Below are 23,695 nucleotides of genomic sequence, written 5' to 3' on the forward strand. Positions count from 1 at the left end.
TGAGAGGCCAGCGTTTACAGATTCTCTTCGGCAAACGAAGCCAGGCGGCTGCGCACGACGCCATTCAGGAAGATATTGGCGCTGCCTTCAAAATCCTTGAAACGTTCCACGATGTAGGTCAGACCGGACGTGACCGGTGTCAGATAGTTGGAATCAATCTGTGCCAGGTTACCGGAACAGACAATCTTGGTGCCCTCCCCGCAGCGGGTGATGATGGTTTTCAGCTGGGAGGCGGTCAGGTTCTGGCATTCATCCAGCAGGACGAGGGTATTCTGGAAACTGCGGCCACGCATGAAGTTGACCGATTTAAACTGAATATTGGCCTGCTCCATGATGTATTGCAGCGAACTTTCCCGGCTTTCATCATGCTTGTGCAGTACTTCCAGCGTATCGGTTATCGCCGCCAGCCAGGGCAGCATTTTCTCTTCCTCGGTACCCGGCAGGAAGCCGATACTTTCCGCGATTTCCGGGGTATTGCGGGTGACAATGATGCGCTCGTAAATTCCCCGCTCGATGACCAGTTCCAGCGCGGCAGCCATGGCCAGCAAGGTCTTGCCGCAACCGGCCGGGCCGGTCAGGATCACCAGATCCAGCGTCGGGTCCAGCAGGGCGTCCAGCGCCATCCCCTGATAAATGTTCTTCGGATGCACGCCCCAGGCATGCCGGTTCATCAGCCGCTCATAGCCAATGTCCTTGATCAGCAGCGCCCCTTCTTCCCGCTTATGCACCCGGCCGGCAAAGGTTTCCGCCTCATCAATCAGATACTGGTTGATGTGGGTACCCTGTAACACCTTCTCATCAAGACGATGGAACACATCCCGGCCATGCGATTCGGTTTCGCACTGCCCGACTTTGTCCCAGAACGCGCCTTCTATTTTCTGAAAACCTTTCGCCAGCAAGCGGATATCATCGATCAGCTGGTCGGTGCGGTAATCCTCCACCTTCGCCAGCCCGGCCCCTTTGGCCTTCAGCCGCATATTGATATCTTTGGTCACCAGCACGACGAGGCGATCTTTACGGACATTCTGCAGATAAAGCGCCAGATTGATGATGCGGTTGTCAGCCTCCTTGTTGGTGAAGACCTCTTCCCCTCCGGGTAAATGATGATCGGCGACAATGGAAATCAGCCCGCTGCACCCGGAACTGCCGGTTTTTTCTTTTAAACAAATGCCGCTGCTGATCTGCTCGGGGGTAGCATCACGGAACAGATCTTCCAGCGTACGAATCGCCACCCGCGCTTCGCGGCTGACATCTTTCTGACGATCTTTAATGTTGTCGAGCTCTTCGAGTACTGTCATCGGGATGACAATATCGTGTTCCTGAAAGGAGTAGACGGAGAGGGGTTCGTGTAGCAGCACGTTGGTGTCAAGGATGAATAACTTACGTTCATCGCTATCCATAGGCAGCCTCCTTTGGCCTGATGCGCCGATGACAAATACATGTCAATGACAACACACTTCAATGAATCAACCTATATAACTATATGATAAACATTATATTTTTATTAAACAAAATTATTCTTTTTTGTGGGGTGTGATACACCGTTTGATCTAACTATTACTTAGATTACTCAAGCAATCAAATGAAGAGCGACAAATGAAGCTTGAAATATCTTGCACCACATCAACGTGTCGCTAAACCACTATCGCACAACCGATAATCCATGCCAATTTGAAGGTGATGCCACTGGCGGATGTCTGATACAAGGCTGTTCAATTTTTGACTAATCAGCAAATTTATCGAATACTATTCTTATAGTAATTTTGTATAAAAAAGTGAGCCTGAAAATGCACAGAATTTTAGCAGAACATACCGTCAGTATGACTGAGCTGCGCAAAAATCCGGCGCAGTATTTTACTGATGAACCCATCGCCGTTTTATCAAACAATAAACCAGCAGGGTATATGCTCAGTGCCAGCCTGTTCGAAGCCATGGTTGATCTGTTAGAAAAACAGCAGGCAAACCGGCAATTCGTTGCAAAATTCCGTCCGACCGCAGAGCAACTGAAAGCCATTGCATTACATGGACAAGAGCTCATCGGACAGGTAACAGACGAAACCGAACCATCTAATTAAGCCACTGCCGCTCAAACCCAACGACAGTGGCTTATGGTCAACGCTGCCAGGAGACATCCGGCTTATTTCACGGAGTGAAGCCCGATCATGTTGCCTTCGGTATCCACGATCAGCGAGATAAAACCATACTCGCCAATCGACATTTTATTGCGGTGGATCTGTCCGCCCAGTGCGACCACCCGGCTTTCCTCCACGCCACAATCTTCACAGCTGAAATAGACCATGGTACCGCCACAACCGGATGGCACACCTTCCATTTTTGTCAGCGCACCGCCAGCCCCCCAGCGATCCATCTCCGCCGGAAAACTTAACATCTCACTCGGTGAATCCGGTGCCGTTAATGCCTCCAGCTGAATCTGAAAGACAGACTCGTAAAACATTCTGGCGCGTTCAAGATCCTGAACATAGATTTCAAACCAACAGACAGGATTGTTCTTCATCACTCCCCCTTCAACAAGGCTGATAACCGAATAAACATAGTCAGGAATGCGTGCTGGTGCCATTGCCTGCCCTGCCGTACCAAATTATTTTTTCACCAGATTTTACTGATGCTTCCCCACACACATTCAGACAATCCCACAATTATCTTTAGTCATTCCGCCGATAACACGCATGCCGGCTGTTTTTAAGATAAGCAGACGGAAATGGGTAAAAAGGTGGGAAACATGGAACAGCAACGACTGGTGATTCAGATAAAAAATGCGGAATTTGAGGTTGCCCTGTATGACAATCCTTCGACGGAAAAGCTGGTTTCGGCCTTGCCGCTGTCGATCTCGATGAGCAAATGGGGTGGTGAATATTACGGTACCCTGCCAGTGCCGATCCCGGCGCATGGCAAAAAAACCGAGCTGTTTGAGGAAGGTGAAGTGGCCTTATGGCCCGATGGTAACGGTTTTTGTATCTTCTTCGGCCCGACGCCGGTGAGTACGGATGCGCGTCCGAAAATGGCGTCACCCGGTATCGCGTTTGGCAAAATCACCTCGGATTTCTCCGCGCTGCATCAGCTCGGTGATTCGCTGCGTGAGGTGAAGCTGTTCCTGCGTCAGTAGTCCTGGCGCATAAAAAAGCCTGCGGTACGGCTGCAGGCTTTTTATTACAGAGACAACGGCTCAGGCATAAGCCGGGGCAAATTCACCCATCTTCTCCAGATCTGGTTTGTTCTGTACCCAGTATGGCGACAATGAACGCAGACGCTCGATCACCGGTGGCAGTTTTTCCAGCACATAGTCGATCTCTTTCTGGCGGGTATAACGCGACAGTGAGAAGCGGACACTACCATGTGCCGCGGTATACGGAATATTCATTGCCCGCATCACATGCGAAGGTTCCAGTGAACCGGAGGTACAGGCGCTACCGCTGGAGGCGGCAATGCCCAGCTGATTCAGCATCAGCAGGATCGCTTCCCCTTCGATATATTCAAACGCGATATTCAGTGTATTCGGCGTGCGGCTATCAACATCACCGGTGACGATAGAGCACGGTACTTTTTCCAGCAATCCGGCCTGCAGTTCATCGCGCAGTTCTGCCAGATGCGACATCATCGGCATATGTACTTCCGCCAGTTCACACGCCATACCGAGGCCGACAATCCCGGCCGCATTTTCGGTACCGGCACGACGACCGCGCTCCTGATGACCACCGCGCAACAGCGGACGGAAACGGGTGCCACGTTTGACATACAGCGCGCCCACGCCTTTCGGGGCATGCAGTTTGTGACCGGAAAATGACAACAGATCGATGTCGCTGCTGGCCAGATGGATCGGGAATTTGCCGACCGCCTGCACCCCGTCGGTATGAAACAGAATGCCCTTCTCTTTCGCCATGGTGGCCATGGTTTGTACCGGGAAGACGGTGCCGGTTTCATTATTCGCCCACATCACCGTCACCAGCGCGACATTGTCGCTGAGCAGTGACTGGTAATGCGCCAGATCCAGACGCCCCTGCCCGTCGACCGGCAGACGATGAATGGTGTAACCACGCCGTTCCAGATGTTCGCACACTTCCAGAATCGCCGGATGTTCCACCACGGAGGTGATGATCTCTTTGCGCTCTGGCAGCGCTTCCACGGCTGACAGAATCGCGGTGCTGTTGGCTTCGGTCGCACAGGAGGTAAAAATGATTTCGCTGTCGTGTGCGGCGCCCAGTAAGGCAGCTACCTGTTCACGGGCACGTTCAATGCCCTTGCGCACCGGTTCACCGAAGCCATGAATCGAGGACGGGTTGCCATAATTCTCCGTCATAAACGGCATCATCGCTTCCAGCACCATAGGGTCGAGACGGGTAGTCGCGTTGTTATCCAGATAGATCGCTTTCATGTTCCGTCTCCTTAAACCAGCGCGGTTTCAGCCTGAGTGATACTGACCACCTGAATGTAGCGGCCCATTTTTTCCATCAGGGTCTGCTGGATCCAGGCAATCGTCATGTCGGTCATCATGCAGCCTAAACAGCTGCCTGACAGCGCCACTTCCACTTTGCTTTCCGTCACACTGATCAGGGTGACATCACCGCCATCGGCCTGCAGACGCGGACGCATATCTTCCAGTACCGCAGCCACGGTACGCCAGTTTTCATCTTTCTTCGCCAGATCGACATGCGGTGCGACCTTGCTACGCTCCATGCTGGTGGTGGCAATACGCGCTTCGTTACAAGGCTGACTGGCCAGCACTTTCTGCAATGCCTGTTCAATCTTTTCATGACAGGCGCCGCAACCGCCGCCCGCTTTGGTGTAGTTGATCACATCGGCAATGGAGGTCAGACCGTTCTCTTTGACTGCTTTGATGATTTTGACTTCATCCACGGCAAAGCATTTACAGATCAGCGCGCCTTCTTCATGGTCGTCATGCCATTCTTCACCACGGAAATTGGCAATGGCGGCTTGCAGGGCTTCCTGCCCCATCACCGAACAGTGCATTTTTTCCGGTGGCAAACCATCCAGATAATCGGCGATGTCCTGGTTGCTGATCTTCAGCGCATCATCCAGTGATTTACCGATCACCATCTCGGTCAGGGCAGAAGAGGACGCAATAGCGCTGCCGCAGCCGAAGGTCTGGAAACCGGCATCTTCGATAATTTCGCTCTCTGCGTTGACCTGCAACATCAGACGTAACGCATCACCGCAGCTGATAGAGCCCACATCACCGACGGCGTTGGCATCGGCAATGACTTTGGCATTGCGCGGATTAAAGAAGTGATCCTTAACCTTTTCTGAATAGTTCCACATGACTCGTCTCCTTTGCACGTATTTTTTAATTTACACTGGCGGTTGAAGGGCAGTTCGTTGATTGCGCCGGACTGCAACTACCGTGACTACAGTGACAATCGGCAGGCTGCGGCTGAATGTTGAAGCCGGGTTGCCCCTGTCGTTCTGCCAGTGAGATCTGACAATCTTTTAATAGCGGCCACTGACGGCGATCCGCCAGAAACACCAGACCGCTCTGACGATACAAGACGTCGTCAGGCTGTTGCGTGGCAGTCCAGCCCATATCGACCTTGATCCCCGAGCAGGGATCACCTTTGGCAATCAGACGCAAACCGATACATTCCTGCGCCAGTTGTTGTTGCAGACGTTGTAACTGCGTCAGTGCATTCTCTTCGATTTGAATCATGGCATTTCTCCCTGTGACCGTGATCACAAAGCTGCAAGTGAAGTGCCACATATAAAATCTTTATTTTTCAAATGGATGATGAGAGAAAGAAGCTGTTTTGTCTGACAACGCAGCAGGCTTTGTCGGCTTTTGTCGCAGTTAAGACAGGATGTCTGATCCGGACATAACAGACGACATTGCCTCCTGGATGGTACAATCCGCTTTCTTGTCCGGCGGGACTGATCAACGGAGAACAGGGTGGCAACAGCAGCAACAAAACAGGTCGCGATCATCGGGGGTGGTCCAGCAGGGCTCATCGCGGCAGAAATACTCAGTCAGCACAACATCCGGGTTGATCTGTTTGATGCCATGCCTTCCGTGGGGCGCAAGTTTCTGCAGGCCGGCAAAGGCGGCATGAACCTGACCCATTCCGAAGCGTTTGAGCCGTTTGTGAACCGTTACCGGCAGCGCCAGCAGGAAATGCGGCCCCTGCTGCAGGCTTTCGGCGCCAGTGAATTACGCCAATGGGCACATGAGCTCGGTTTTGAAACCTTTGTCGGCAGTTCCGGCCGGGTGTTTCCGACCGATATGCGTGCCGCGCCCCTGCTGCGGACGTGGTTACAACGTTTACGCGAAGCGGGTGTGAAGTTTCATGTGCGTCATCGCTGGACCGGTTGGGATGAGCAGCAACGCCTGGTTTTCTCTGCCCCGGAAGGTGACATCAGCGTACAGGCGGATGCCGTCCTGCTGGCGTTAGGCGGCGGCAGCTGGTCGCGACTCGGTTCGGATGGTGCCTGGGTACCGTTGCTGCAGCAAAAAGGCATCGCGGTGGCCCCGCTGAAAGCGGCGAATTGTGGGTTTGAGTGCGACTGGTCGGCCGATTTTCGCAGTCGTTTTGCCGGTACGCCGATGAAAACCGTGGTTGCCAGCCTGACCGACCGTGACGGTAACCGGACCGAGCGACAGGGCGAGTTTGTCATCACCGAACGTGGTATTGAAGGCAGTCTGATCTACGTGTTTGCCGCCGAATTGCGCGATCAGCTGGCACAGAATGGCAAAAGCACGCTGACGCTGGATCTGCTGCCGCATAAAACCGCGGAGCGCATCGAGCAGGAACTGCGTTCCCGTGGCTCAAAATCCCTCTCCACACAGCTGAAAAGCAAGGTCGGCATTGATGGGGTCAAAGCCAGTCTGCTGCGTGAGTGTCTCACCAAAGAAACCTTCACCAATGACCGTCTGCTGGCACAGGCTATCAAACAGTTTCCGCTGCGGGTCTTGCGTACCACGCCCATGGATGAAGCCATCAGCACGGCCGGTGGCGTCTGTTTTTCTGAGCTGAATGCACAGCTGATGCTGAAAGATCTACCGGGTGTGTTCTGTGCCGGTGAAATGCTGGACTGGGAAGCACCGACCGGCGGTTATCTGCTGACCGGCTGTTTTTCCAGTGGTGTTGCCGCAGGTCACGGCATCCTGCAGTGGCTGCATACGCCAGCATAGACAAGATAAAAAAGCCCGGATCACTCCGGGCGAAAACGCAGTCGGGTGTTGCCACCCAAGATTGCAAAGGACTCTTTTAATTACGCCGGCATGGCAGCGTGTGAATGACAGTTTTTCGGGCAGACACGGGAACAGGCGCCGCAGCCGATACAGTCGTCCGCATTCGCGACTGTCATCACCATCATGGCATCGTCTTCCTCATCATCCAGATCGTCATCCAGCACATCAGCACGATCAACCAGATTAAACACATCGCGGGAACAGACTTTGTAGCAACGGCCACAACCGATACAGGTATGGGCATCAACCGCCGTCACAAACTCCGGTGTCCATGCCGCGCCGCCACGAGTAAGACCGGTAATGAATCCACTCATATTTCCTCTCCTCTGAGCTAGGTTTTTGTATTGATATTGATAGTTATTCGTCCCAGCCCGCGTCTTCCAGCGCATCCGCCAGACAGTCTGCAGAGACTGTCTTCTGCGGTTTATGCGGGACCCGTTGTGGCCATTGCTCCTGCAACGCCTGGATAAGGCTGCCGATGGTGACACCGGGTTCGACCCGGATGGCACGGATACCATGAGCCATTAACTGCCGGAATACCGCTTCGCCGACCGCGTTGCAGTACACGGCAAAACAGCCATCTATCACTTCGATCCGGGTCGATACTTTGGCCGGAACATGCCCTTCAATGACCTGGAATTCAGCGGCCTGCAGCAATTCATAACCATCCGGTTCCACCCCATAAACCAGCAGACTCTCGCAGGAGCCGAAATGCTGATTCACTGTTTTCATATCCGAACTGGCAAAAGCGACTTTAAGATGTGGCACATGGGCTTCACTGACGCGCAAATGTCTTTGCAGATGACTCATGCCAATACCTCCTCTGTACGGAATGCATCCTGAGCAAAAGCTTGTTTCAGCGGTGAGTGATACACCGGACGCCCATGGCAGGCCTGTTGCTGATAGTTGGCGATTTCAAACAGATTATCGCGGATACCGGCATAACCCTGACGGACACGACGAAACTCACCAAAACGATCGAAAATCGGGAAACCAATGCGCATCAGTGGCAGTTTCAGCTCGTCGGCCATCACCGCGCCATGCGAGTTGGCCAGCAGCAGATCACAGCCTTTTTCTTCCACCTGTTGCTGCAGATCTTCCAGATCCCCAATCAGTACCTTATCGACGGACAAACCAGCCAGACAGGGCTGGTTCACCGGTGCCACTACCGATACCGGCGTCATGCCCACCGCGTCGGCAAACGCCATCCACGCCACCAGCAGATCGGCTTCCGCCCCGATCGCAAACCGGGTGTCATTGACCCAGGTATGGGTATCGATCATGGTGTCGGTCACCTGCCCGCGCTGACGCTCAATCCATTCCGGGACCTGACGATCAGCGACCTGCTGCAGGGTATGAATAAAACGATCCACCTCGGCCAGGGTCATCAGATGCGGGAAATAGACGCTCTCCACGCCACTGCGGGAGTTGAGCAGTTGTCCGGCGCGTTGCATCGACGCCCCCACCACCAGCGTCAGGCTGCTTTGCCCCAGCTGGCGCAGCAGATTGACATCTGCCCCGCCCTGGCTGACGGAAAGATAATCCTGCTTCACCAGATGACCATCCATCGAGCGGGAAAGATCCGGCACCAGGATCGGCTGTAAGCCGAATGCCTCGACATACTGACGGATCAGCTCAATATCGCCCGGTGTCAGCATGTGACTGAGCAATAAATTGATGCGTTTCTTGCGGATGCTGCGCAGCTTCTGCTCCGGCACCAGTTGCGAGATCAGATTTTCCACCAGCGCGCTGTAGCCATTCTCCAGCGAGCCATAGAAATCGGGCGTGTTTACCGTGACGATCTCGTTGCGTTCATATTTCGGATATTGCTTGCGGAACTCTTTCAGCGCACGGTTCATGTCCGAGCCCTGCGCTTCCGATAAGCCGGAGCTCATCAACACTACCAGCCGCGGATTACTTTTCTCGCACAGATGCGCCAGCGCCTGAATGATGTTGTCGTCAGATCCCATCACCGTGGTGATCGGATCCATCGCCGTCGATTGCAGCGGGATCGGTTCGTTGAAATGCTGAATAAAGAAAATCTTGGCGAAGGCACTGCAACCCTGCGCGCCGTGGATCAACGGAATACAGCGTTCGATACCCAGACTGGCCAGAATCGCACCCAGCGGTTGTCCACTTTTGATCGGTTGGGTCGCCAGTGGTTTATGTGTTTTGATGACTTGAGCCATAGGGGGGTCTCCTGCGTTATTGCCACGGCGCGCGTTGTTTGACCTGCGTCCAGATCGGACTTTCCAGTGAGCGGCAGATCTGACGTGCCAGCTCGACCATGCCGTCATAACCGGCATAGGCATGTTCACGTTCCTGATTGATATCGAGGAATGGCAGCCGTGCCTTGTACGCGGTGAACATGTTGCGGCCACCGGCGATCATCAGATCAGCCCGGTACTGGTACGCGACATCCAGCAGATTGCGGGCGTTGCCGTCTTCCAGCATCAGCGCGTTATCCCCCATCAGTTCACGGATACGGGCTTTGTCTTCTTCGGTCGATTTACGGGTGCCGCTGGCCACTACTTCCATGCCCAGATCCTGCAGGGCAGCGACCACCGACCACGACTTCACGCCACCGGTATACAGCAGCACCCGCTTGCCTTTGAGACGGGCACGGAACGGCGCCAACTGTGCTTCGGTCTCGGCCTCTTTACAGGCAATCAGCGCTTTAGTACGGGCGATCAAATCAGGATCGCCCAGCATTTCGGCGACGGTCAGCAGGGATTTGGAGGTATCGGTGACACCGTAAAAACTGCCTTCAAACCACGGCGTGCCGTATTTGGTTTCCAGTTTGCGCGCCACGTTGATCAGCGCGCGGGAGCAGACCAACATGTTCAGTTCCGCCCGGTGCATGGTCTGCACCTCATGGAAACGGGCATCGCCGGCCAGCGTGCAGAGAATGCGTACCCCCAGCTCATCAAACAGCGGCTGCACATTCCAGAACTCGCCGGCAATGTTGAATTCGCCAATCAGGGCAATGTCGTGTCCCTGCTCAGCCGGAATGGCGCAGTCAGCCGGCCATGGAGCAGGCTCTGCCGTACCGACCACCCGATCCACCATAACCTCACCGGCGATGCGGTTACCCAGATTCTTGCTGCCGTAAAAGCCGGCGGCGTCCACTGGGATCACCGGCACCCCGACCTTGCTTTCCGCGGCTTTGCAGATGGCAATAATGTCGTCACCTTCCATCGCCGGCACGCAGGTGTTGTAGACAAACACCGCCGCGGGCTGGTAACGATCGACAATATGTTTCACCGAGTGATAGAGGCGGCGTTCACCGCGCCCCATGATCACGTCCTGTTCATTTAAATCGGTGGTAAACCCCAACCGGTACAGCGCCGGACCGGAACTGCGGGCTCCCCGGTTATCCCATGAACTGCCGGTACAACCAATCGGACCATGCACCAGATGCGCCACATCGGCGATCGGTAACAGCGTGATTTGCGCACCATCAAACGCACAGCCACCGGCGGTTGCCCCCGGTTTCGGCGCACTGCAGCCGGATTTGGCTTTACTGTTATGGCCACAGGCGGGCTCATCCATCAATGCCGCTATTTCGTTGCCTTTCATCGCTCCCTCCTGAAATGTGCGCGGGCTCTCATTTTTGAGTGGTGCAAGGAGCAGTCCATGTTTAACTTATTGATTTAAATGATTTTGTTATTGTCGCTTTCACAACAAACACGACAGGACGCTATCACCCCTGCGGATTTCACCCCCCAGCCAAATCCGCAAGGGTAATAGCTTTTGATATCGCGGTGGTTCGTGACGCCTGAGCATTCACTCCAGCTCGGATAACTCATCGTTAAAACGCTTGCCCAGATCGTCCTTGCGTCCCAGCGCTTTCGCCAGCCAGGGCGGCAGTTGCCCCTGCATCAGCTCCTGCAAGGCATCCAGTTGGGTACTGATTCGGTTGTCTTTCTTGATTTTGACCGGATGAATACCATGACGAATGATGCGCGCCGCCGCCGGGCCGCCAATCGCTTCACAGAACAGCAGATGACAGCTGTGCAGCAGGCGGGCGCGGGTTTCGTTATCTTCCAGCGATTCATCCGCCACAAAATGTCGGATGTCGATCAGCTGTGAGCCGTTGCCGGTGACCTGATAGATAAAGAACAGATGGCAATTGCCGAAGTGACCATTCACATGCAGACCATCATTCGAGGAAAACGCGACCCGCAGGGCATCCGCTTCCGCCACGGCTGGTTTCGGATCCAGATGTACCGGCAGTTCACCCTGCAGACATTCCAGCAGTACCTGCCAGCGTGCGTTGCTGAATCCGGCCAATTCGGCCGGCGCCTGAGACTGCAGGGTCTCGACCGTGAGTTTTTCCAGTTGCGCCGTGCTCAGCGGGCCATTCAGCGCGCCGCTGATCCAGTCAAACAGGATCCCTTGCTCCACTTCCGGTACGGCCTGTGCCAACGCGATAAGACGCCAGTAAACCTGACTTTCCAACAGTGCTTTCATCACCGCCTCCTGTGATCAGAATTAATCGTCTTCGCCGGCGCGTTTCAGACGCAGCGTGACCGGCAGTGAGGGTTTTCCCTGCGGCGCCAGGAAATAGGCTTCACCGTTATCCAGTTCAACGCGGCCGCCCCAGTTGTCATCGGCTTCAAATTCAAGCTGTGCAACTTTTGCTTCCAGATCGCGCTTGGCGATGTAGCAGTACAAACCATCGTCGTGCTGACGGAACATGATGTTAGGCATATGACAATTCCTTCCTTTGCAACCACTTGAATTTCTTATGATCGATATGATTGAGATAAATAAGCCCGGAACGTTGCAAGAACGGCTCCGGGCTTCGGGTGGAGCAGGCTTCCGGCCCGCTCCCGATAACAACGACGATTAACGAACCAGATCGAAGTTGTAATCTGTTTTGCCCAGTTCCATGGTTTCGCTGTCCAGTTTTTCCATCACAGCGTTCACCAGTGTGGTCAGCATGTACATGGCGCCTTCGTAACCGAGGGTGGTCATGCGATGCAGGTGATGACGGTCGAAAATCGGGAAGCCCAGACGGATCAGTGGGACTTCAAACGCTTTGCCCTTCGCCAGGGTGTCGCGCTGAATGAACTTGCCGTAGGAGTTACCAATCATGAAGTCCGGTTTGTTGGTGAACATCAGTGAACGGAAGTGCCACAAATCGTTACCGACATAGACTTCGCTGCCCTGGCCGTAAGGTGAATCCGCCAGCATTTTCTCAATGGCTTTTTTCCATTTTTTGCTGCCGTTGTTGCATAGGATCACGGTTGGTTCACAGCCCAGTTCGAGCAGGAATTTAACCAGACCTTCGACGAAATCAGGGTCACCGTAGACACCGAATTTCTTGCCGTGCAGCCAGGTGTGAGAGTCGGTGATCATGTCGACCAGACGACCGCGTTCCAGCTCCAGTGACGCCGGGATCGCTTTGCCAGTCAGTGCCGAGACTTTCATCAGGAAGTCGTCAGTCCATTCCAGACCCATCGGGATGTTCAGCTCGGTGCCAGGCTGGCCCCAGGATTCTTTCACCACTTTCTTGGTTTTCACCAGGTGCCATGGTTGCAGCATCAGCGTATCAATGGCGTTTGGCGCATCTTTCATTTCGGCCTGAGTGGTACCACCGGCATACATGCGGTACTGACCATCCGATGGAGTGTCCAGCACTTCTGACGGATCAGACAGCATGGAGAATGGCACACCCATTTCGGTCAGCATGCGCTTGATCACGCGGTAGTTACCCAGATAGGTTTCAAAACCGGTCACGATGTTCAGTTTACCGTTGCTGCCTACGGTGTAGTCGCCGCCGGCAGTGAAGGTATTGGCAAAGCCTTCGAACATGTTGTCCCAACCGGTGATGTGGCTACCGACGAAACTAGGAGTATGGGCATACGGCACCGGGAAATCTTGCGGAATAAAGCCGTCTTTTTTCGCGTTGTTGGTGAATGCCTGCAGGTCGTCACCGATAACTTCCGCCATACAGGTGGTCGATACCGCAATCATTTCCGGTTTGTAGAGCGCCAGCGCGTTCTGCAGACCATCGTTCATGTTGGCGTGACCGCCGAATACGGCTGCATCTTCGGTCATGGAGTCAGACACACAAGCCACAGGCTCACGGAAATGACGGTTGAAGTAAGTACGGAAGTAAGCCACACAACCCTGTGAACCATGCACATACGGCAGGGTTTTCTCAAAACCCAGGGAGCACAGCACCGCACCCAGTGGCTGACAGGCTTTCGCCGGATCAATGGTCAGCGCTTCACGTTTGAAGTTCAGATCTTTGTATTCTTCGGTGGTGGTCCACTCGAACACTTCACGTACTTTTTCCGCATCGTGCGCTTCTTCGAAGTTGGCACGTTTACCTGCAAACAGGTTTTGATATTCGTCCTGTTCGAACAGCGGATAACAGGATTTGATGTTCTCTACATTCTGACTCATAACATTCTCCTTCCCGCGCCACTCATCTGTGAACTAACGGGGTAATGGAATCAACTACCGGGGCCATTACGCGCTTTTCTTCCATGGCGCAGTCTGTTTCGACCAGCACGGGTTGTTCAGTGTCATATCCATGTCACGGGCGAAGATCGCGAAACCGTCATAACCGTGGTAAGGGCCTGAATAATCCCAGGAGTGCATCTGACGGAACGGAATACCCATTTTCTGGAAAATGAATTTTTCTTTGATACCGGAACCGATCAGGTCAGGTTTCACCGCCTTCACGAATTCTTCGAATTCATAACCAGTCACGTCGTCAAACAGCAGCGTGGCTTCTGGCAACTCTTTCAGCGTACGGTCGTAGTCATCGTTGTGCGCGAATTCATAACCGGCACCAACAATTTCCATACCCAGATCTTCATAAGCACCAATCACGTGACGTGGACGCAGACCACCGACGTACAGCATGACTTTCTTGCCTTCCAGACGCGGTTTGTATTTCGCGATAACAGCTGCAGTCTGCGCTTCGTATTTGGCGATCACTTCTTCCGCTTTTTTCTGGATGGTTTCGTCAAACTGGGCCGCGATTTTACGCAGTGATTCGGCAATTTTGGTCGGGCCGAAGAAGTTGTATTCCATCCACGGGATGTCGTACTTCTCTTCCATATGACGCGAGATGTAGTTCATGGAACGGTAGCAGTGCACCAGGTTCAGTTTTACCTTCGGTGTGTTTTCCATTTCCGCCAGGGTACCGTCACCAGACCACTGAGCTACTACGCGCAGACCGATCTCTTCCAGCAGAATACGGGAAGACCAGGCGTCACCACCGATGTTATAGTCACCGATGATCGCGACGTCGTAAGGTGTACCTTCGAATTCGGTTTCATCACGGTTACCAAGGATCCAGTCACGAACTACGTCGTTCGCAATATGGTGACCAAGAGACTGAGACACACCGCGGAAACCTTCACAGCGTACAGGCACGACGGTTTTACCGGTTTTCGCTTTCGCCTGTTTGGCCACGGATTCGATATCGTCACCGATCAGACCAACCGGACATTCTGACTGTACGGTGATGCCTTTAGACAGCGGGAACAGCGTTTCCATTTCTTCGAGAATTTTCGCCAGCTTTTTATCGCCACCGAATACGATGTCTTTTTCCTGGAAGTCAGAGGTGAAGTTCATGGTGCCGAAGCTGTTTACACCAGTCAGACCAGTGTAGTAGTTACGACGACCAGCACGAGAGTACTGACCACAACCGACAGGACCATGCGACAGATGGATCATGTCTTTGATTGGGCCGAACACTACCCCTTTGGAACCGGCGTAAGCACAACCACGGATGGTCATAACGCCCGGCAGAGACTTACGGTTAGAAGTAATACATTTGCTGGCTTTTTCCAGCGACGGGTCGTTAACAGTCAGATGTTTTTTACGATCCTTACGCGCTTTTTCCGGATAGGCTTCGAGCACTTCCTGAATTAACGCCAGATTCTCTTCGCGAGTTCTGTTAGTCATAGCAGTAATTCCTTGAATGGGCGGACAATCCGGGCTGGCAGCATCCCTGCCAGCCGCCGGGTAAGACTTAAACGGTGGCTGCTTCTTCTGCAGCGGTCTTACCGATGATGGACTCGTCTTCAACGTCCATGATGCCGAATTCCATCAGCAGTGCTTCCAGCTCATCCATGGTGACCGGAGTCGGTACCACCAGCAGTTTGTTATCAACTACTTTACGAGCCAGCGCGCGGTATTCATCAGCCTGTTGGCATTTCGGATCGTATTCAATAACGGTCATACGACGGATTTCAGCGCGTTGAACGATGTTGTCGCGTGGTACGAAGTGAATCATCTGGGTACCCAGTTTTTCTGCCAGGGCGATGATCAGTTCATCTTCACGGTCAGTTTTACGGGAGTTACAGATCAGACCACCCAGACGTACAGAACCGGATTTCGCGTATTTCACGATCCCTTTGGAGATGTTGTTCGCCGCGTACATTGCCATCATTTCACCGGAGCAAACGATGTAGATTTCCTGCGCTTTGTTTTCGCGGATTGGCATAGCGAAACCACCGCAAACTACGTCACCCAGTACGTCGTAGAATACGAAGTCCAGATCTTCTTCGTACGCGCCTTCTTCTTCCAGGAAGTTGATAGCAGTGATAACACCACGACCAGCACAGCCTACTCCTGGCTCTGGACCACCAGACTCAGCACAACGCACTCCGCCGTAACCGATCTGCAGTACATCTTCCAGTTCCAAATCTTCGACTGAGCCTACTTCCGCCGCCATTTCCATGATGGTGTTCTGCGCTTTTGCGTGCAGGATCAAACGGGTAGAATCCGCTTTCGGGTCACAACCGATGATCATCACTTTTTTGCCCATTTCTGCTAAGGCAGATACCAGGTTCTGAGTAGTGGTAGATTTACCGATACCACCTTTACCGTAGATTGCACATTGACGTAAGGCCATGTCGTTTCTCCTCTGAATGACGTTGACGTATTACTATGTGCACGGTACGTACCAATCCGGATAAATATCGCAAGGTATTGAAAATAAAGGATTATCTTTAAAATCGTGATTTGTGTCGCAGAAACGATCGATACAAACTCGGACTTTTTGTATGGAAATAGACAAGGGAATGTCAGCTTTGTGAAGTGGTTCAAACTTATGGGCCAGGCTGAATGCCATAACGCGATCCAGCTCAACATTGTCTTTTTCTCCTCCCTGTAACTCCTCCCCTGCGCCGAAATCATAAGGATGAGGCTGAATTCGCCATCAGAGGCAGACTAGTACGACACCCAATCTGCTTATTATTCAAGGATGGAACATGAAACGTCTCGCCTTGCCGTTGTTCTTACTGTTACCGCCTGCCGCATCGGCGCAGTGGCAGCTCGCCGGCGTCCCAGCCTTTACAGAAAATCCCGCCGGGATCTTCACCAGCGTCGCGACACTGAAAAAAGGGGCTTATCCGCTGCGTTTTAAAACGGACAATCAGTGCTGGCAACCCACCACCGCCCCGAAACTGAACCAGATGCTGTCGCTGCAACCCTGTGGCGCACAACCTGCCACCGATTGGCGTTTATATCGCGACGGCGACTATCAGATAAAAATCGACACCCGCAGTGGTACGCCGACGGTCATGCTCAGCGTCAAAGCCCCGGTTGTCAGTAACCCGACACCCCTGACGCAGACCTGCCCGCGCTCGGATGGCAAGCCGCTGAGTATTGATGTCAGTAAAACATTCAGGGATGGCGAAACCCTCCGGGATTATTACAGCGGCCAGACGGCTGTTGTCCGACAGGGTAAAGTGACTTTGCAACCCACTAAGGAAAGTGGTGGACTGCTGTTACTGGAATCGGTAGCGACCACCACCAAAGCCCCTTTCAGCTGGCATAACGCCACCGTCTATTTTGTGCTGACCGATCGCTTCGCCAATGGCAATCCGGCCAATGATCATAGCTATGGCCGGCAAAAGGACGGTCAGCAGGAAATTGCCACCTTCCACGGCGGCGATCTGGCCGGACTCACTGGTAAACTGGACTACCTGCAACAGCTCGGCGTCAATGCGCTCTGGATCAGCTCCCCGCTGGAGCAGATCCACGGCTGGATTGGCGGTGGCACTGCCGGTGATTTCCCGCATTATGCCTATCACGGTTACTACGCAGCTGACTGGACCAGACTCGACGCCAACATGGGCACAGAGCAGGAGCTGAAAACGCTGGTCAGCGAGGCACACAAGCGCGGTATCCGTATCCTGTTTGATGTGGTGATGAACCATGTCGGCTATGCGACACTGGCCGACATGCAGGAATTCCAGTTCGGCGCCTTACACCTGAATCAAGCGGAACAACAAAAAATACTCGGGAAACACTGGACTGACTGGAAACCCGGCAAAGGCGAAAACTGGCACAGCTTCAACAATTTCGTCAATTTCAGTGATGGTGCTGCCTGGGAAAAGTGGTGGGGTAAAAAATGGATCCGCAGTGGTATCGGTGATTACGATGCCCCCGGCTATGACGATATCACCATGACACTCGCCTTCCTGCCAGATATCAAAACCGAGTCCACCCAGGCCAGCGGATTACCGAACTTCTACCGGTATAAAAAAGACACCCGCGCCCGGGAAATCGCCGGATTTACCCCGCGCGATTACATCACGCACTGGCTGAGTCAGTGGGTACGCGACTATGGCATCGATGGTTTCCGTGTTGATACCGCCAAACACGTCGAAAAACCGGCCTGGGATCAGCTGAAAAAACAGGCTGCTGAAGCCTTGGCCGACTGGAAAAAAGCCCATTCGCAGGAAGCGCTGGATAATGCGCCGTTCTGGATGACCGGTGAAGCCTGGGGGCATGGCGTCATGAAAAGCGATTATTACCAGCACGGCTTCGACAGCATGATCAACTTCGATTTTCAGGATCAGGCGAAACAGGCGCTCGGTTGTTATGCCAGCATTGATAGCACCTATCAGCAGATGGCAGCAAAGCTCCGGGACATGAATGTGCTGAGTTATCTCTCGTCACATGACACCCGCCTGTTCTTCCATGACGATGCGAAAAACGACACCGCCAGACAGAAGCTGGCCGGCAGTCTGTTACTGCTGGCGCCCGGTGCCGTACAGATTTACTACGGTGATGAAAGTGGCCGTCCTTTTGGCGCCACCGGCTCAGATCCGCTCCAGGGCACCCGCTCGGATATGAACTGGTCAGAACTGAAAGGTGACAAGGCAGCCCTCCTCGCTCATTGGCAGAAACTCAGCCAGTTCCGCGCCCGTCATCCGGCGGTAGGCAACGGTCAGCAGACCACGCTGCCAGCCAGCGGCTATTACGCCTTCAGCCGTCAGTATCAGCAAGATAAGGTGATGGTGGTGTGGGCGGGAAATCCGAATACGCTTGTTAAACACATGTTAAATCGGTTACATTGAGTTGCCAGCAATTATATTGCGCACAATTAATGATTCATCTGCAAGGAGACAATGACATGGCAACTGTAACTCTGGCCGGTAATCCGGTAACTGTAACCAGCGACTTTCCGCAAGCTGGCTCTATCGCCAAACCTTTTTCTCTGGTGAGCAAAGAACTGGCTGATGTCACCCTGGCTTCTTTCGCCGGTAAACGCAAAGTACTGAACATTTTCCCAAGTGTGGACACTTCTGTGTGTGCCGCATCTGTGCGCCGCTTTAATGAAGTCGCCGCCGGTCTGGATAACACCGTTGTATTGTGTATTTCCGCCGATCTGCCATTTGCACAGGCACGTTTCTGTGGCGCGGAAGGTCTGGACAACGTGGTCACCTTGTCCACCCTGCGCGGCAGCGAGTTCAAACAGAATTACGGCGTAGAAGTGGCCGATGGCGTATTGGCAGGTCTGACTGCCCGCGCCGTGGTGGTACTGGATGAAGCAGATACCGTGCTGCATGCCGAACTGGTGGGTGAAATCACCAACGAACCCGACTACGACGCAGCACTGAAGGCACTGATTTAAAACAGATAACCTACTGGCACCATGATGCCGTGTCAGTAGGTATATTCTGGCTTGGTGTAAAACTAAAGTTCTTAATGATCACTTCCACTTCCTGACCATCGGTTGGTGCCAGCCCCTGCCGTAACCACAGATTGATATGAAGTGGCATCGTCACCTGCGGGATCGCTTTCCGGTAGTTTTTGGGCGCGAATTGCCAGCTAGCGATTTTGTCGCTGAGTGGCGGTTCGTCACTGCCATTGTCATTGAACATCTGAAAACATACCGTAGTACTATTCCAGCTATAACGCTGCACCGTATCCGTTCCGGTTGGCGCAACGGCAAACCGCTGAGTGCTCAGAGGTAGCGTGGATACGGCCGGATAGACCGTAAAATTCCCGAGTGGTGCCGCTGCATCTCCCCATCTGGCCATTTCAATGTCGATTTCATTCTGTCCATCCGGGCCTTGGTAATGAAATAAACCGAGAACGACATTTTCATTTAATTGATCTAACTGACCACTGACATGCCATTCATAATTACCAAAGCCTTTATTGGTCAGTTGATAAACTTCCGCGGCATACCAGGCCCCGTTCAGATAACTTATCTTTAAATGCAATTGTCCGAGTTCATCCACCCAGGCGTTATCCTCACTCCAGTTATTCGGTCCCGGCCCTGCCACCCCGCTTTTCACTTCCCATTGCTCACCGGCAAACGAGAGGGTTTTCGCCACTACGTTACCCGCCGAACAACACAACCCGGCAAGCAGCCCTAGCCATCCGTATTTCTTTGTTATCCGCATTATTATTGCCTCCGTGCATTGTTATGAAACATGAAATGACCCTGCCATTTCGTCAGAATATCGTGCTGATATGCGACCAGACATTATTCCGGGTGTAATGAAAACGCACCGATACCGACAGGCCCTCAATCACTTGTGCCGGCATGTGCTCCAGTGTTAACACCACTTTCAGTGCGGCCTTGTTATTCTCGAACGGGCCGGCCAGTTGCGCCGGCACCTTCTCGGTGATTTTAGTCGGTTCACTCACCGTGGCGGCGATGGTTTCACCATCCGGTAATGACACGGTTGCCTGTTGTCCGATAGCGGAGAATTGCACGTCAGAAGGCGTCAGATAAGCTACCACCACCGGTTGTGAACGAATGGCATACAACATTAACGCGTCGCCGCTACGCACCGTCATCCCCGGCTGTACCAGCACATCTTTGACTTCCCCATCCATCGGGGCCACAACCTGCAGCTCCGCTTGTCTGGCTTTCAGCAGTTGTAAACGTAGTTTGAGTTCGTTCAGATACTGCGCCGCGCTGCCGCTGATTTTATCCTGGTTCAGCGCGTACAGATTGCGGTTGCTTTCCAGCAGCAACAATTCGGCATTCATTTTCAGCTGACTGACATTGGCCCATTGTTCTAACTGCAACAATCCGTCCTGATTGAAATTCATGTATTTCTGATACAACGCGCTTTTTTCCTTCAGATCCGCATCGGCAATATCAATTTTCTGTTTCAGTAGTGTTTCCTGTTTTACCCAGTCATCGGTTAATGTTTTTTCCAATGACGAAATGTTATTTTCCAGTTGCTTTATTTCTGCCTGTAAAACCGGTTTATCCAGACTAATCAGCACATGACCCTGTTTCGCCGACTGTCCCTGTCTGATATTGACGGCAGAAATAACGGCATCCTGGCTGGCCTGAATATGTAATGGCTCCGTTGTCAAAATACCCGGCGATGCCACAACCACTTTATCTTTCGTGATATACCAGACGAAAATCAGCACCGGGCTGATAATTAAAAACAGAATCAGATACCAGCGGAAACGAAATGCAACCCGTTTTCCTGCGCCATAATTGATATTCACACCGCCGTGCTGTGCGGGATTTCTTTGTTTGTCGAGATGAAATTTGATTTTCATATCAGAAACGCTTTCCTCTTTTTAATACCCACCACGGCGCCATATTGCTTTCCTCATGACTACGCCGGATCTGTTCATTGAACACGGCAACGGCATTGATTATCCGCATGACAAAGCCATACAGCGGATAAAAAGGCAGCCATTTCAGATAATGAATATCCTTGTCGGGCCGCTCGGAAACGGCAAGCAGAAACACCAGAAAATGCAGCACGGTTAAAAACAGATAACACAAATACTGAATGGCAAATCCGGCAACGACCACCGGTGCCGGATAATTAATGAAAACCCACACGGTGTATAAAACAACCAGATAAGGCAGCAGGATATTCTGGACTACGCCATAGAGCACCGTGGAGATATAATTTTTCCAGCCCAGCAACCGGGGGGACAATCCCTGTTTATGTTTTCGCAGATAAAGAAAATAGAGGTCCCCATCCCACCTTATTCTTTGCATGAACAAAGATTTAAACGTAACCGGAACATCGGTGTATCCCATGGCATGCGTTGCAAAGGGGATTCTTAAACCGGGATGTCTGGCCATATATTGTTTAATACGCAGCGTCATATCCAGATCTTCACCCGAGTGCGTATCCCATCCGCCAATCTGGCGGACAAACCGGGTGCGAAAGGCACCAAAGGCACCGGAAATGCTGTTGATAATGTTCCATTCCGCCAGCCCGGTTTTAGCCCCATGCAACGAGATCATGTATTCCATGGCCTGCATACGGGAAACCAGACTCGCTTTGTCATTTCTAACCCGCAACGCGCCACCCACCGCCGGCACATCAGGGTCGGTAAACTCCTTTACCACCTGGCCGACCATATCATTATCAAATGACGTATCGGCATCCAAAGCAAAAAACAGCTCGCCTCTGGCAATACGTAACGCGGCATTGGAGGATGACACCCGCCCTCCGCGCTGCCATTTCGGCAGAATAATCAGATTCCGGCGCGGATAACGCGCCACAATATCCCGGCACTCCAGCGCAGCCTGATAAGTGTGCGTGTTCACACTGGCACCATCAACCACCGCAATAATCTCGATATGGCCGCTATAGAGCTGTTCACACAGTGTCAGGATCGTCTTTTTGATATCCTCACCTTCGCTGTAACAGGTAATGCCGCAGGTCACGACCGGCCGGTAATACGGTTTTTCCCGCTCATGGTGTTTACGCCAGAACCAGCGGCCGATACCCAGCAGTACCATCAGACTCAGCGGCACATCAAATATCAGAAACATTGGCAGAAATAAGGCGACCGCCGACAGATCCGACAATAAGGTATGTTTAAACTGCAGAAAAAAATGACCGATTATCAGCAGCTGATCACTCACGAAGTAAATTCCCCGAGCAACTGCTGTACCCAGATGGTCGCATTATCATCTAATGTCGGGTCCGGCAACGCGCGCAGTCTGAAATCAAGCCGCAGATGCTGTGTCGTCTGTTCTTCACTTAAGGCGATGAGTTTGCCGGTGATCACACTGACATGATTGGCCGGTGTATTCGGCAGGAAAAACAGCAGCATATCATCCCGGTAATGACAACAGACATCCGTCACCCGCAATACCGATTGCAGACGCTGCGTCAGGGCATCAATCCGGGTGATCGCTTCCGCCTCGCCCAATTGATAAATCACGGTGGCCAACTCGGTATACCGCAGCGCCACGACCAAGTGCGAATTCTGATGACGCAACGCCAGTTTGTTTTGCCACAGTAACAGCCAGTAAAAATGCTCTTCCGTAACGTGCGCGCCGATCCATTCCGGGATCAGATTTCGCTGGGCGCCATTGCGCATATACATCACACCGCTATCAGTCAGTTTGTAGTGCCGGATAGACCGCACGATCAACTGCTCCGGTGTCTGTTCATGCCCGGACTCCAGACAACGCACCTTGACCGCACCATCCACAAACAAGGCATGACAGCTGTGACAGCGGTAATTTTCCAGCGGGCGATCGTAATCCACCCCGATATGCCGTAACTGGCTGAGACAATTCGGGCAGGAAAGATGACCGCTATGTAAGAAGTCGGTCTGTGTGGCCACATGACCACAGGCGAAACAATGCAGGGCTGATTCCGCCGCCACATCAATGCTGCCGCATTCCGGACAGGCTTCGACATAATTCAGATGGCCGCTGTGACAAACAGAACAATAACGCACCCGATCCACCAGCGTGGCGCCTTCGATCAGGCCTTCCCGTTCCAGCGAGTGAAGCCAGGGAAACAATTCATTGTCCTGATCCACCCAGAGCGCCGCCAGCGGATAATCATACAGACGGGGGCTTTCCGGATGCGGTTTCGCCATCAGGGTTCGTCCCGGCCATAACCAGAGATACGTCAGTAAGCGTTCCGTCAGCCCTTTTTCCGGATCCACCTTTAATATCTGATAGCGCTGCTCAAACTGTTCTATCCTGATCAGGAGATCATCCGGCGGCAGACCATCCGATAAATACGGGGATAACGGACTTGGCTGCACAGTAAAAACCGGAAACGCAAACCAGTGGGGATGCTGTCTGATATGGATTAATAACGCATCCTGTTGTTGCGGATCTGCCGGATCAAGAATGAAGCAGGCCGTTCCATGGATGACATCAGGTAATGAAGTGTACTGAAGTACCGGCAGTGGATGACGCAGAATATTATTTGACGCCTGTGACCCTATCAGTAATAACTTCATCTA

The 23,695-nt window shown here is 52.8% G+C and carries 23 protein-coding genes; 5 read left to right on the plus strand and 18 right to left on the minus strand.

What is annotated here, in order from left to right:
• Nucleotides 1–14: 14 nt before the first annotated feature.
• Entirely contained in the window at nt 15–1,400 is a 1,386-nt protein-coding gene (locus HNR75_RS00475) for a PhoH family protein (RefSeq protein ID WP_188025056.1), read from the minus strand.
• Nucleotides 1,401–1,787: 387 nt separating this feature from the next.
• On the opposite strand from HNR75_RS00475, the gene yafN reads away from it, so the two are divergent.
• Complete coding sequence (gene yafN / locus HNR75_RS00480) at nt 1,788–2,075, plus strand: type I toxin-antitoxin system antitoxin YafN (RefSeq protein WP_188025057.1); 288 nt, start codon at nt 1,788–1,790, stop codon at nt 2,073–2,075.
• A gap of 62 nt (nt 2,076–2,137) precedes the next feature.
• Here yafN and HNR75_RS00485 read toward each other — a convergent pair whose 3' ends face one another.
• The gene (locus HNR75_RS00485; RefSeq protein ID WP_188025058.1) at nt 2,138–2,515 is read right to left on the minus strand and encodes a VOC family protein; all 378 of its coding nucleotides are present in this window, start codon (nt 2,513–2,515) and stop codon (nt 2,138–2,140) included.
• 225 nt (nt 2,516–2,740) lie between these two features.
• Between HNR75_RS00485 and HNR75_RS00490 the strand changes: the two genes are divergently transcribed.
• Nucleotides 2,741–3,124, plus strand: a complete 384-nt coding sequence (locus tag HNR75_RS00490) for a cyclophilin-like fold protein (RefSeq protein WP_188025059.1) — start codon at nt 2,741–2,743, stop codon at nt 3,122–3,124.
• 60 nt (nt 3,125–3,184) lie between these two features.
• Here the strand turns inward: HNR75_RS00490 and nifS are convergent, their stop codons facing one another.
• Genes nifS through HNR75_RS00505 form a run of 3 tightly spaced genes read right to left on the minus strand, consistent with a single transcriptional unit; the run spans nt 3,185 to nt 5,680 of the window.
• Complete coding sequence (gene nifS / locus HNR75_RS00495) at nt 3,185–4,390, minus strand: cysteine desulfurase NifS (RefSeq protein WP_188025060.1); 1,206 nt, start codon at nt 4,388–4,390, stop codon at nt 3,185–3,187.
• Between the two features lie 11 nt (nt 4,391–4,401).
• The gene (nifU, locus tag HNR75_RS00500; protein ID WP_188025061.1) at nt 4,402–5,295 is read right to left on the minus strand and encodes a Fe-S cluster assembly protein NifU; all 894 of its coding nucleotides are present in this window, start codon (nt 5,293–5,295) and stop codon (nt 4,402–4,404) included.
• A gap of 25 nt (nt 5,296–5,320) precedes the next feature.
• Nucleotides 5,321–5,680, minus strand: a complete 360-nt coding sequence (locus HNR75_RS00505; protein ID WP_188025062.1) for an iron-sulfur cluster assembly accessory protein — start codon at nt 5,678–5,680, stop codon at nt 5,321–5,323.
• Nucleotides 5,681–5,917: 237 nt separating this feature from the next.
• Here HNR75_RS00505 and HNR75_RS00510 point away from each other — a divergent pair, with 237 nt between their 5' ends.
• Nucleotides 5,918–7,156 carry a TIGR03862 family flavoprotein gene (locus HNR75_RS00510; protein ID WP_188025063.1) on the plus strand — a complete coding sequence of 413 codons (1,239 nt, stop codon included), beginning with the start codon at nt 5,918–5,920 and terminating at the stop codon, nt 7,154–7,156.
• A gap of 80 nt (nt 7,157–7,236) precedes the next feature.
• Here HNR75_RS00510 and fdxB read toward each other — a convergent pair whose 3' ends face one another.
• From fdxB to nifH, 9 genes are all read right to left on the minus strand, one after another.
• Entirely contained in the window at nt 7,237–7,530 is a 294-nt protein-coding gene (gene fdxB, locus HNR75_RS00515; RefSeq protein WP_188025064.1) for a ferredoxin III, nif-specific, read from the minus strand.
• A 43-nt stretch (nt 7,531–7,573) separates the two neighbouring features.
• Nucleotides 7,574–8,026 carry a NifB/NifX family molybdenum-iron cluster-binding protein gene (locus tag HNR75_RS00520; protein WP_188025065.1) on the minus strand — a complete coding sequence of 151 codons (453 nt, stop codon included), beginning with the start codon at nt 8,024–8,026 and terminating at the stop codon, nt 7,574–7,576.
• Nucleotides 8,023–9,405: a nitrogenase iron-molybdenum cofactor biosynthesis protein NifN gene (gene nifN, locus HNR75_RS00525; RefSeq protein ID WP_188025066.1), complete on the minus strand. Its 1,383-nt coding sequence runs from the start codon at nt 9,403–9,405 to the stop codon at nt 8,023–8,025. The genes HNR75_RS00520 and nifN overlap by 4 nt, the downstream gene beginning before the upstream one ends.
• A 16-nt stretch (nt 9,406–9,421) precedes the next feature.
• Entirely contained in the window at nt 9,422–10,795 is a 1,374-nt protein-coding gene (nifE, locus tag HNR75_RS00530; protein ID WP_188025067.1) for a nitrogenase iron-molybdenum cofactor biosynthesis protein NifE, read from the minus strand.
• A 207-nt stretch (nt 10,796–11,002) separates the two neighbouring features.
• Entirely contained in the window at nt 11,003–11,689 is a 687-nt protein-coding gene (locus HNR75_RS00535) for a NifB/NifX family molybdenum-iron cluster-binding protein (protein ID WP_188025068.1), read from the minus strand.
• A 21-nt stretch (nt 11,690–11,710) separates the two neighbouring features.
• A complete protein-coding gene (gene nifT / locus HNR75_RS00540) occupies nt 11,711–11,929 on the minus strand; it encodes a putative nitrogen fixation protein NifT (protein WP_188025069.1) in 219 nt (72 codons plus the stop codon).
• 138 nt (nt 11,930–12,067) lie between these two features.
• Nucleotides 12,068–13,633 (minus strand): nitrogenase molybdenum-iron protein subunit beta, encoded by a 1,566-nt coding sequence (gene nifK, locus HNR75_RS00545; RefSeq protein WP_188025070.1) that lies wholly within the window; start codon nt 13,631–13,633, stop codon nt 12,068–12,070.
• 66 nt (nt 13,634–13,699) lie between these two features.
• Nucleotides 13,700–15,148, minus strand: coding sequence for a nitrogenase molybdenum-iron protein alpha chain (nifD, locus tag HNR75_RS00550; protein WP_188025071.1), 1,449 nt, complete (start codon nt 15,146–15,148; stop codon nt 13,700–13,702).
• A 67-nt stretch (nt 15,149–15,215) separates the two neighbouring features.
• The gene (nifH, locus tag HNR75_RS00555; RefSeq protein ID WP_188025072.1) at nt 15,216–16,100 is read right to left on the minus strand and encodes a nitrogenase iron protein; all 885 of its coding nucleotides are present in this window, start codon (nt 16,098–16,100) and stop codon (nt 15,216–15,218) included.
• Between the two features lie 358 nt (nt 16,101–16,458).
• Here nifH and HNR75_RS00560 point away from each other — a divergent pair, with 358 nt between their 5' ends.
• A complete protein-coding gene (locus HNR75_RS00560; protein WP_188025073.1) occupies nt 16,459–18,555 on the plus strand; it encodes an alpha-amylase in 2,097 nt (698 codons plus the stop codon).
• Between the two features lie 56 nt (nt 18,556–18,611).
• Nucleotides 18,612–19,112: a thiol peroxidase gene (tpx, locus tag HNR75_RS00565; RefSeq protein WP_188025074.1), complete on the plus strand. Its 501-nt coding sequence runs from the start codon at nt 18,612–18,614 to the stop codon at nt 19,110–19,112.
• Between the two features lie 10 nt (nt 19,113–19,122).
• On the opposite strand, the gene HNR75_RS00570 is transcribed toward tpx, so the two are convergent.
• The 4 genes from HNR75_RS00570 to HNR75_RS00585 are packed head-to-tail and all read right to left on the minus strand — an operon-like array spanning nt 19,123 to nt 23,692.
• Entirely contained in the window at nt 19,123–19,890 is a 768-nt protein-coding gene (locus HNR75_RS00570) for a LamG domain-containing protein (RefSeq protein ID WP_188025075.1), read from the minus strand.
• A gap of 52 nt (nt 19,891–19,942) precedes the next feature.
• Nucleotides 19,943–21,016 carry an HlyD family secretion protein gene (locus tag HNR75_RS00575; protein ID WP_188025076.1) on the minus strand — a complete coding sequence of 358 codons (1,074 nt, stop codon included), beginning with the start codon at nt 21,014–21,016 and terminating at the stop codon, nt 19,943–19,945.
• Nucleotide 21,017: 1 nt separating this feature from the next.
• Nucleotides 21,018–22,349, minus strand: a complete 1,332-nt coding sequence (locus HNR75_RS00580) for a glycosyltransferase (protein WP_188025077.1) — start codon at nt 22,347–22,349, stop codon at nt 21,018–21,020.
• Nucleotides 22,346–23,692 (minus strand): TackOD1 domain-containing metal-binding protein, encoded by a 1,347-nt coding sequence (locus HNR75_RS00585; RefSeq protein ID WP_188025078.1) that lies wholly within the window; start codon nt 23,690–23,692, stop codon nt 22,346–22,348. Before HNR75_RS00585 ends, HNR75_RS00580 begins: the two co-directional genes overlap by 4 nt.
• Between the last annotated feature and the right edge of the window lie 3 nt (nt 23,693–23,695).

It is taken from the genome of Tolumonas osonensis (genome assembly GCF_014202415.1).
GTDB classification, from domain to species: Bacteria; Pseudomonadota; Gammaproteobacteria; order Enterobacterales; family Aeromonadaceae; genus Tolumonas; species Tolumonas osonensis.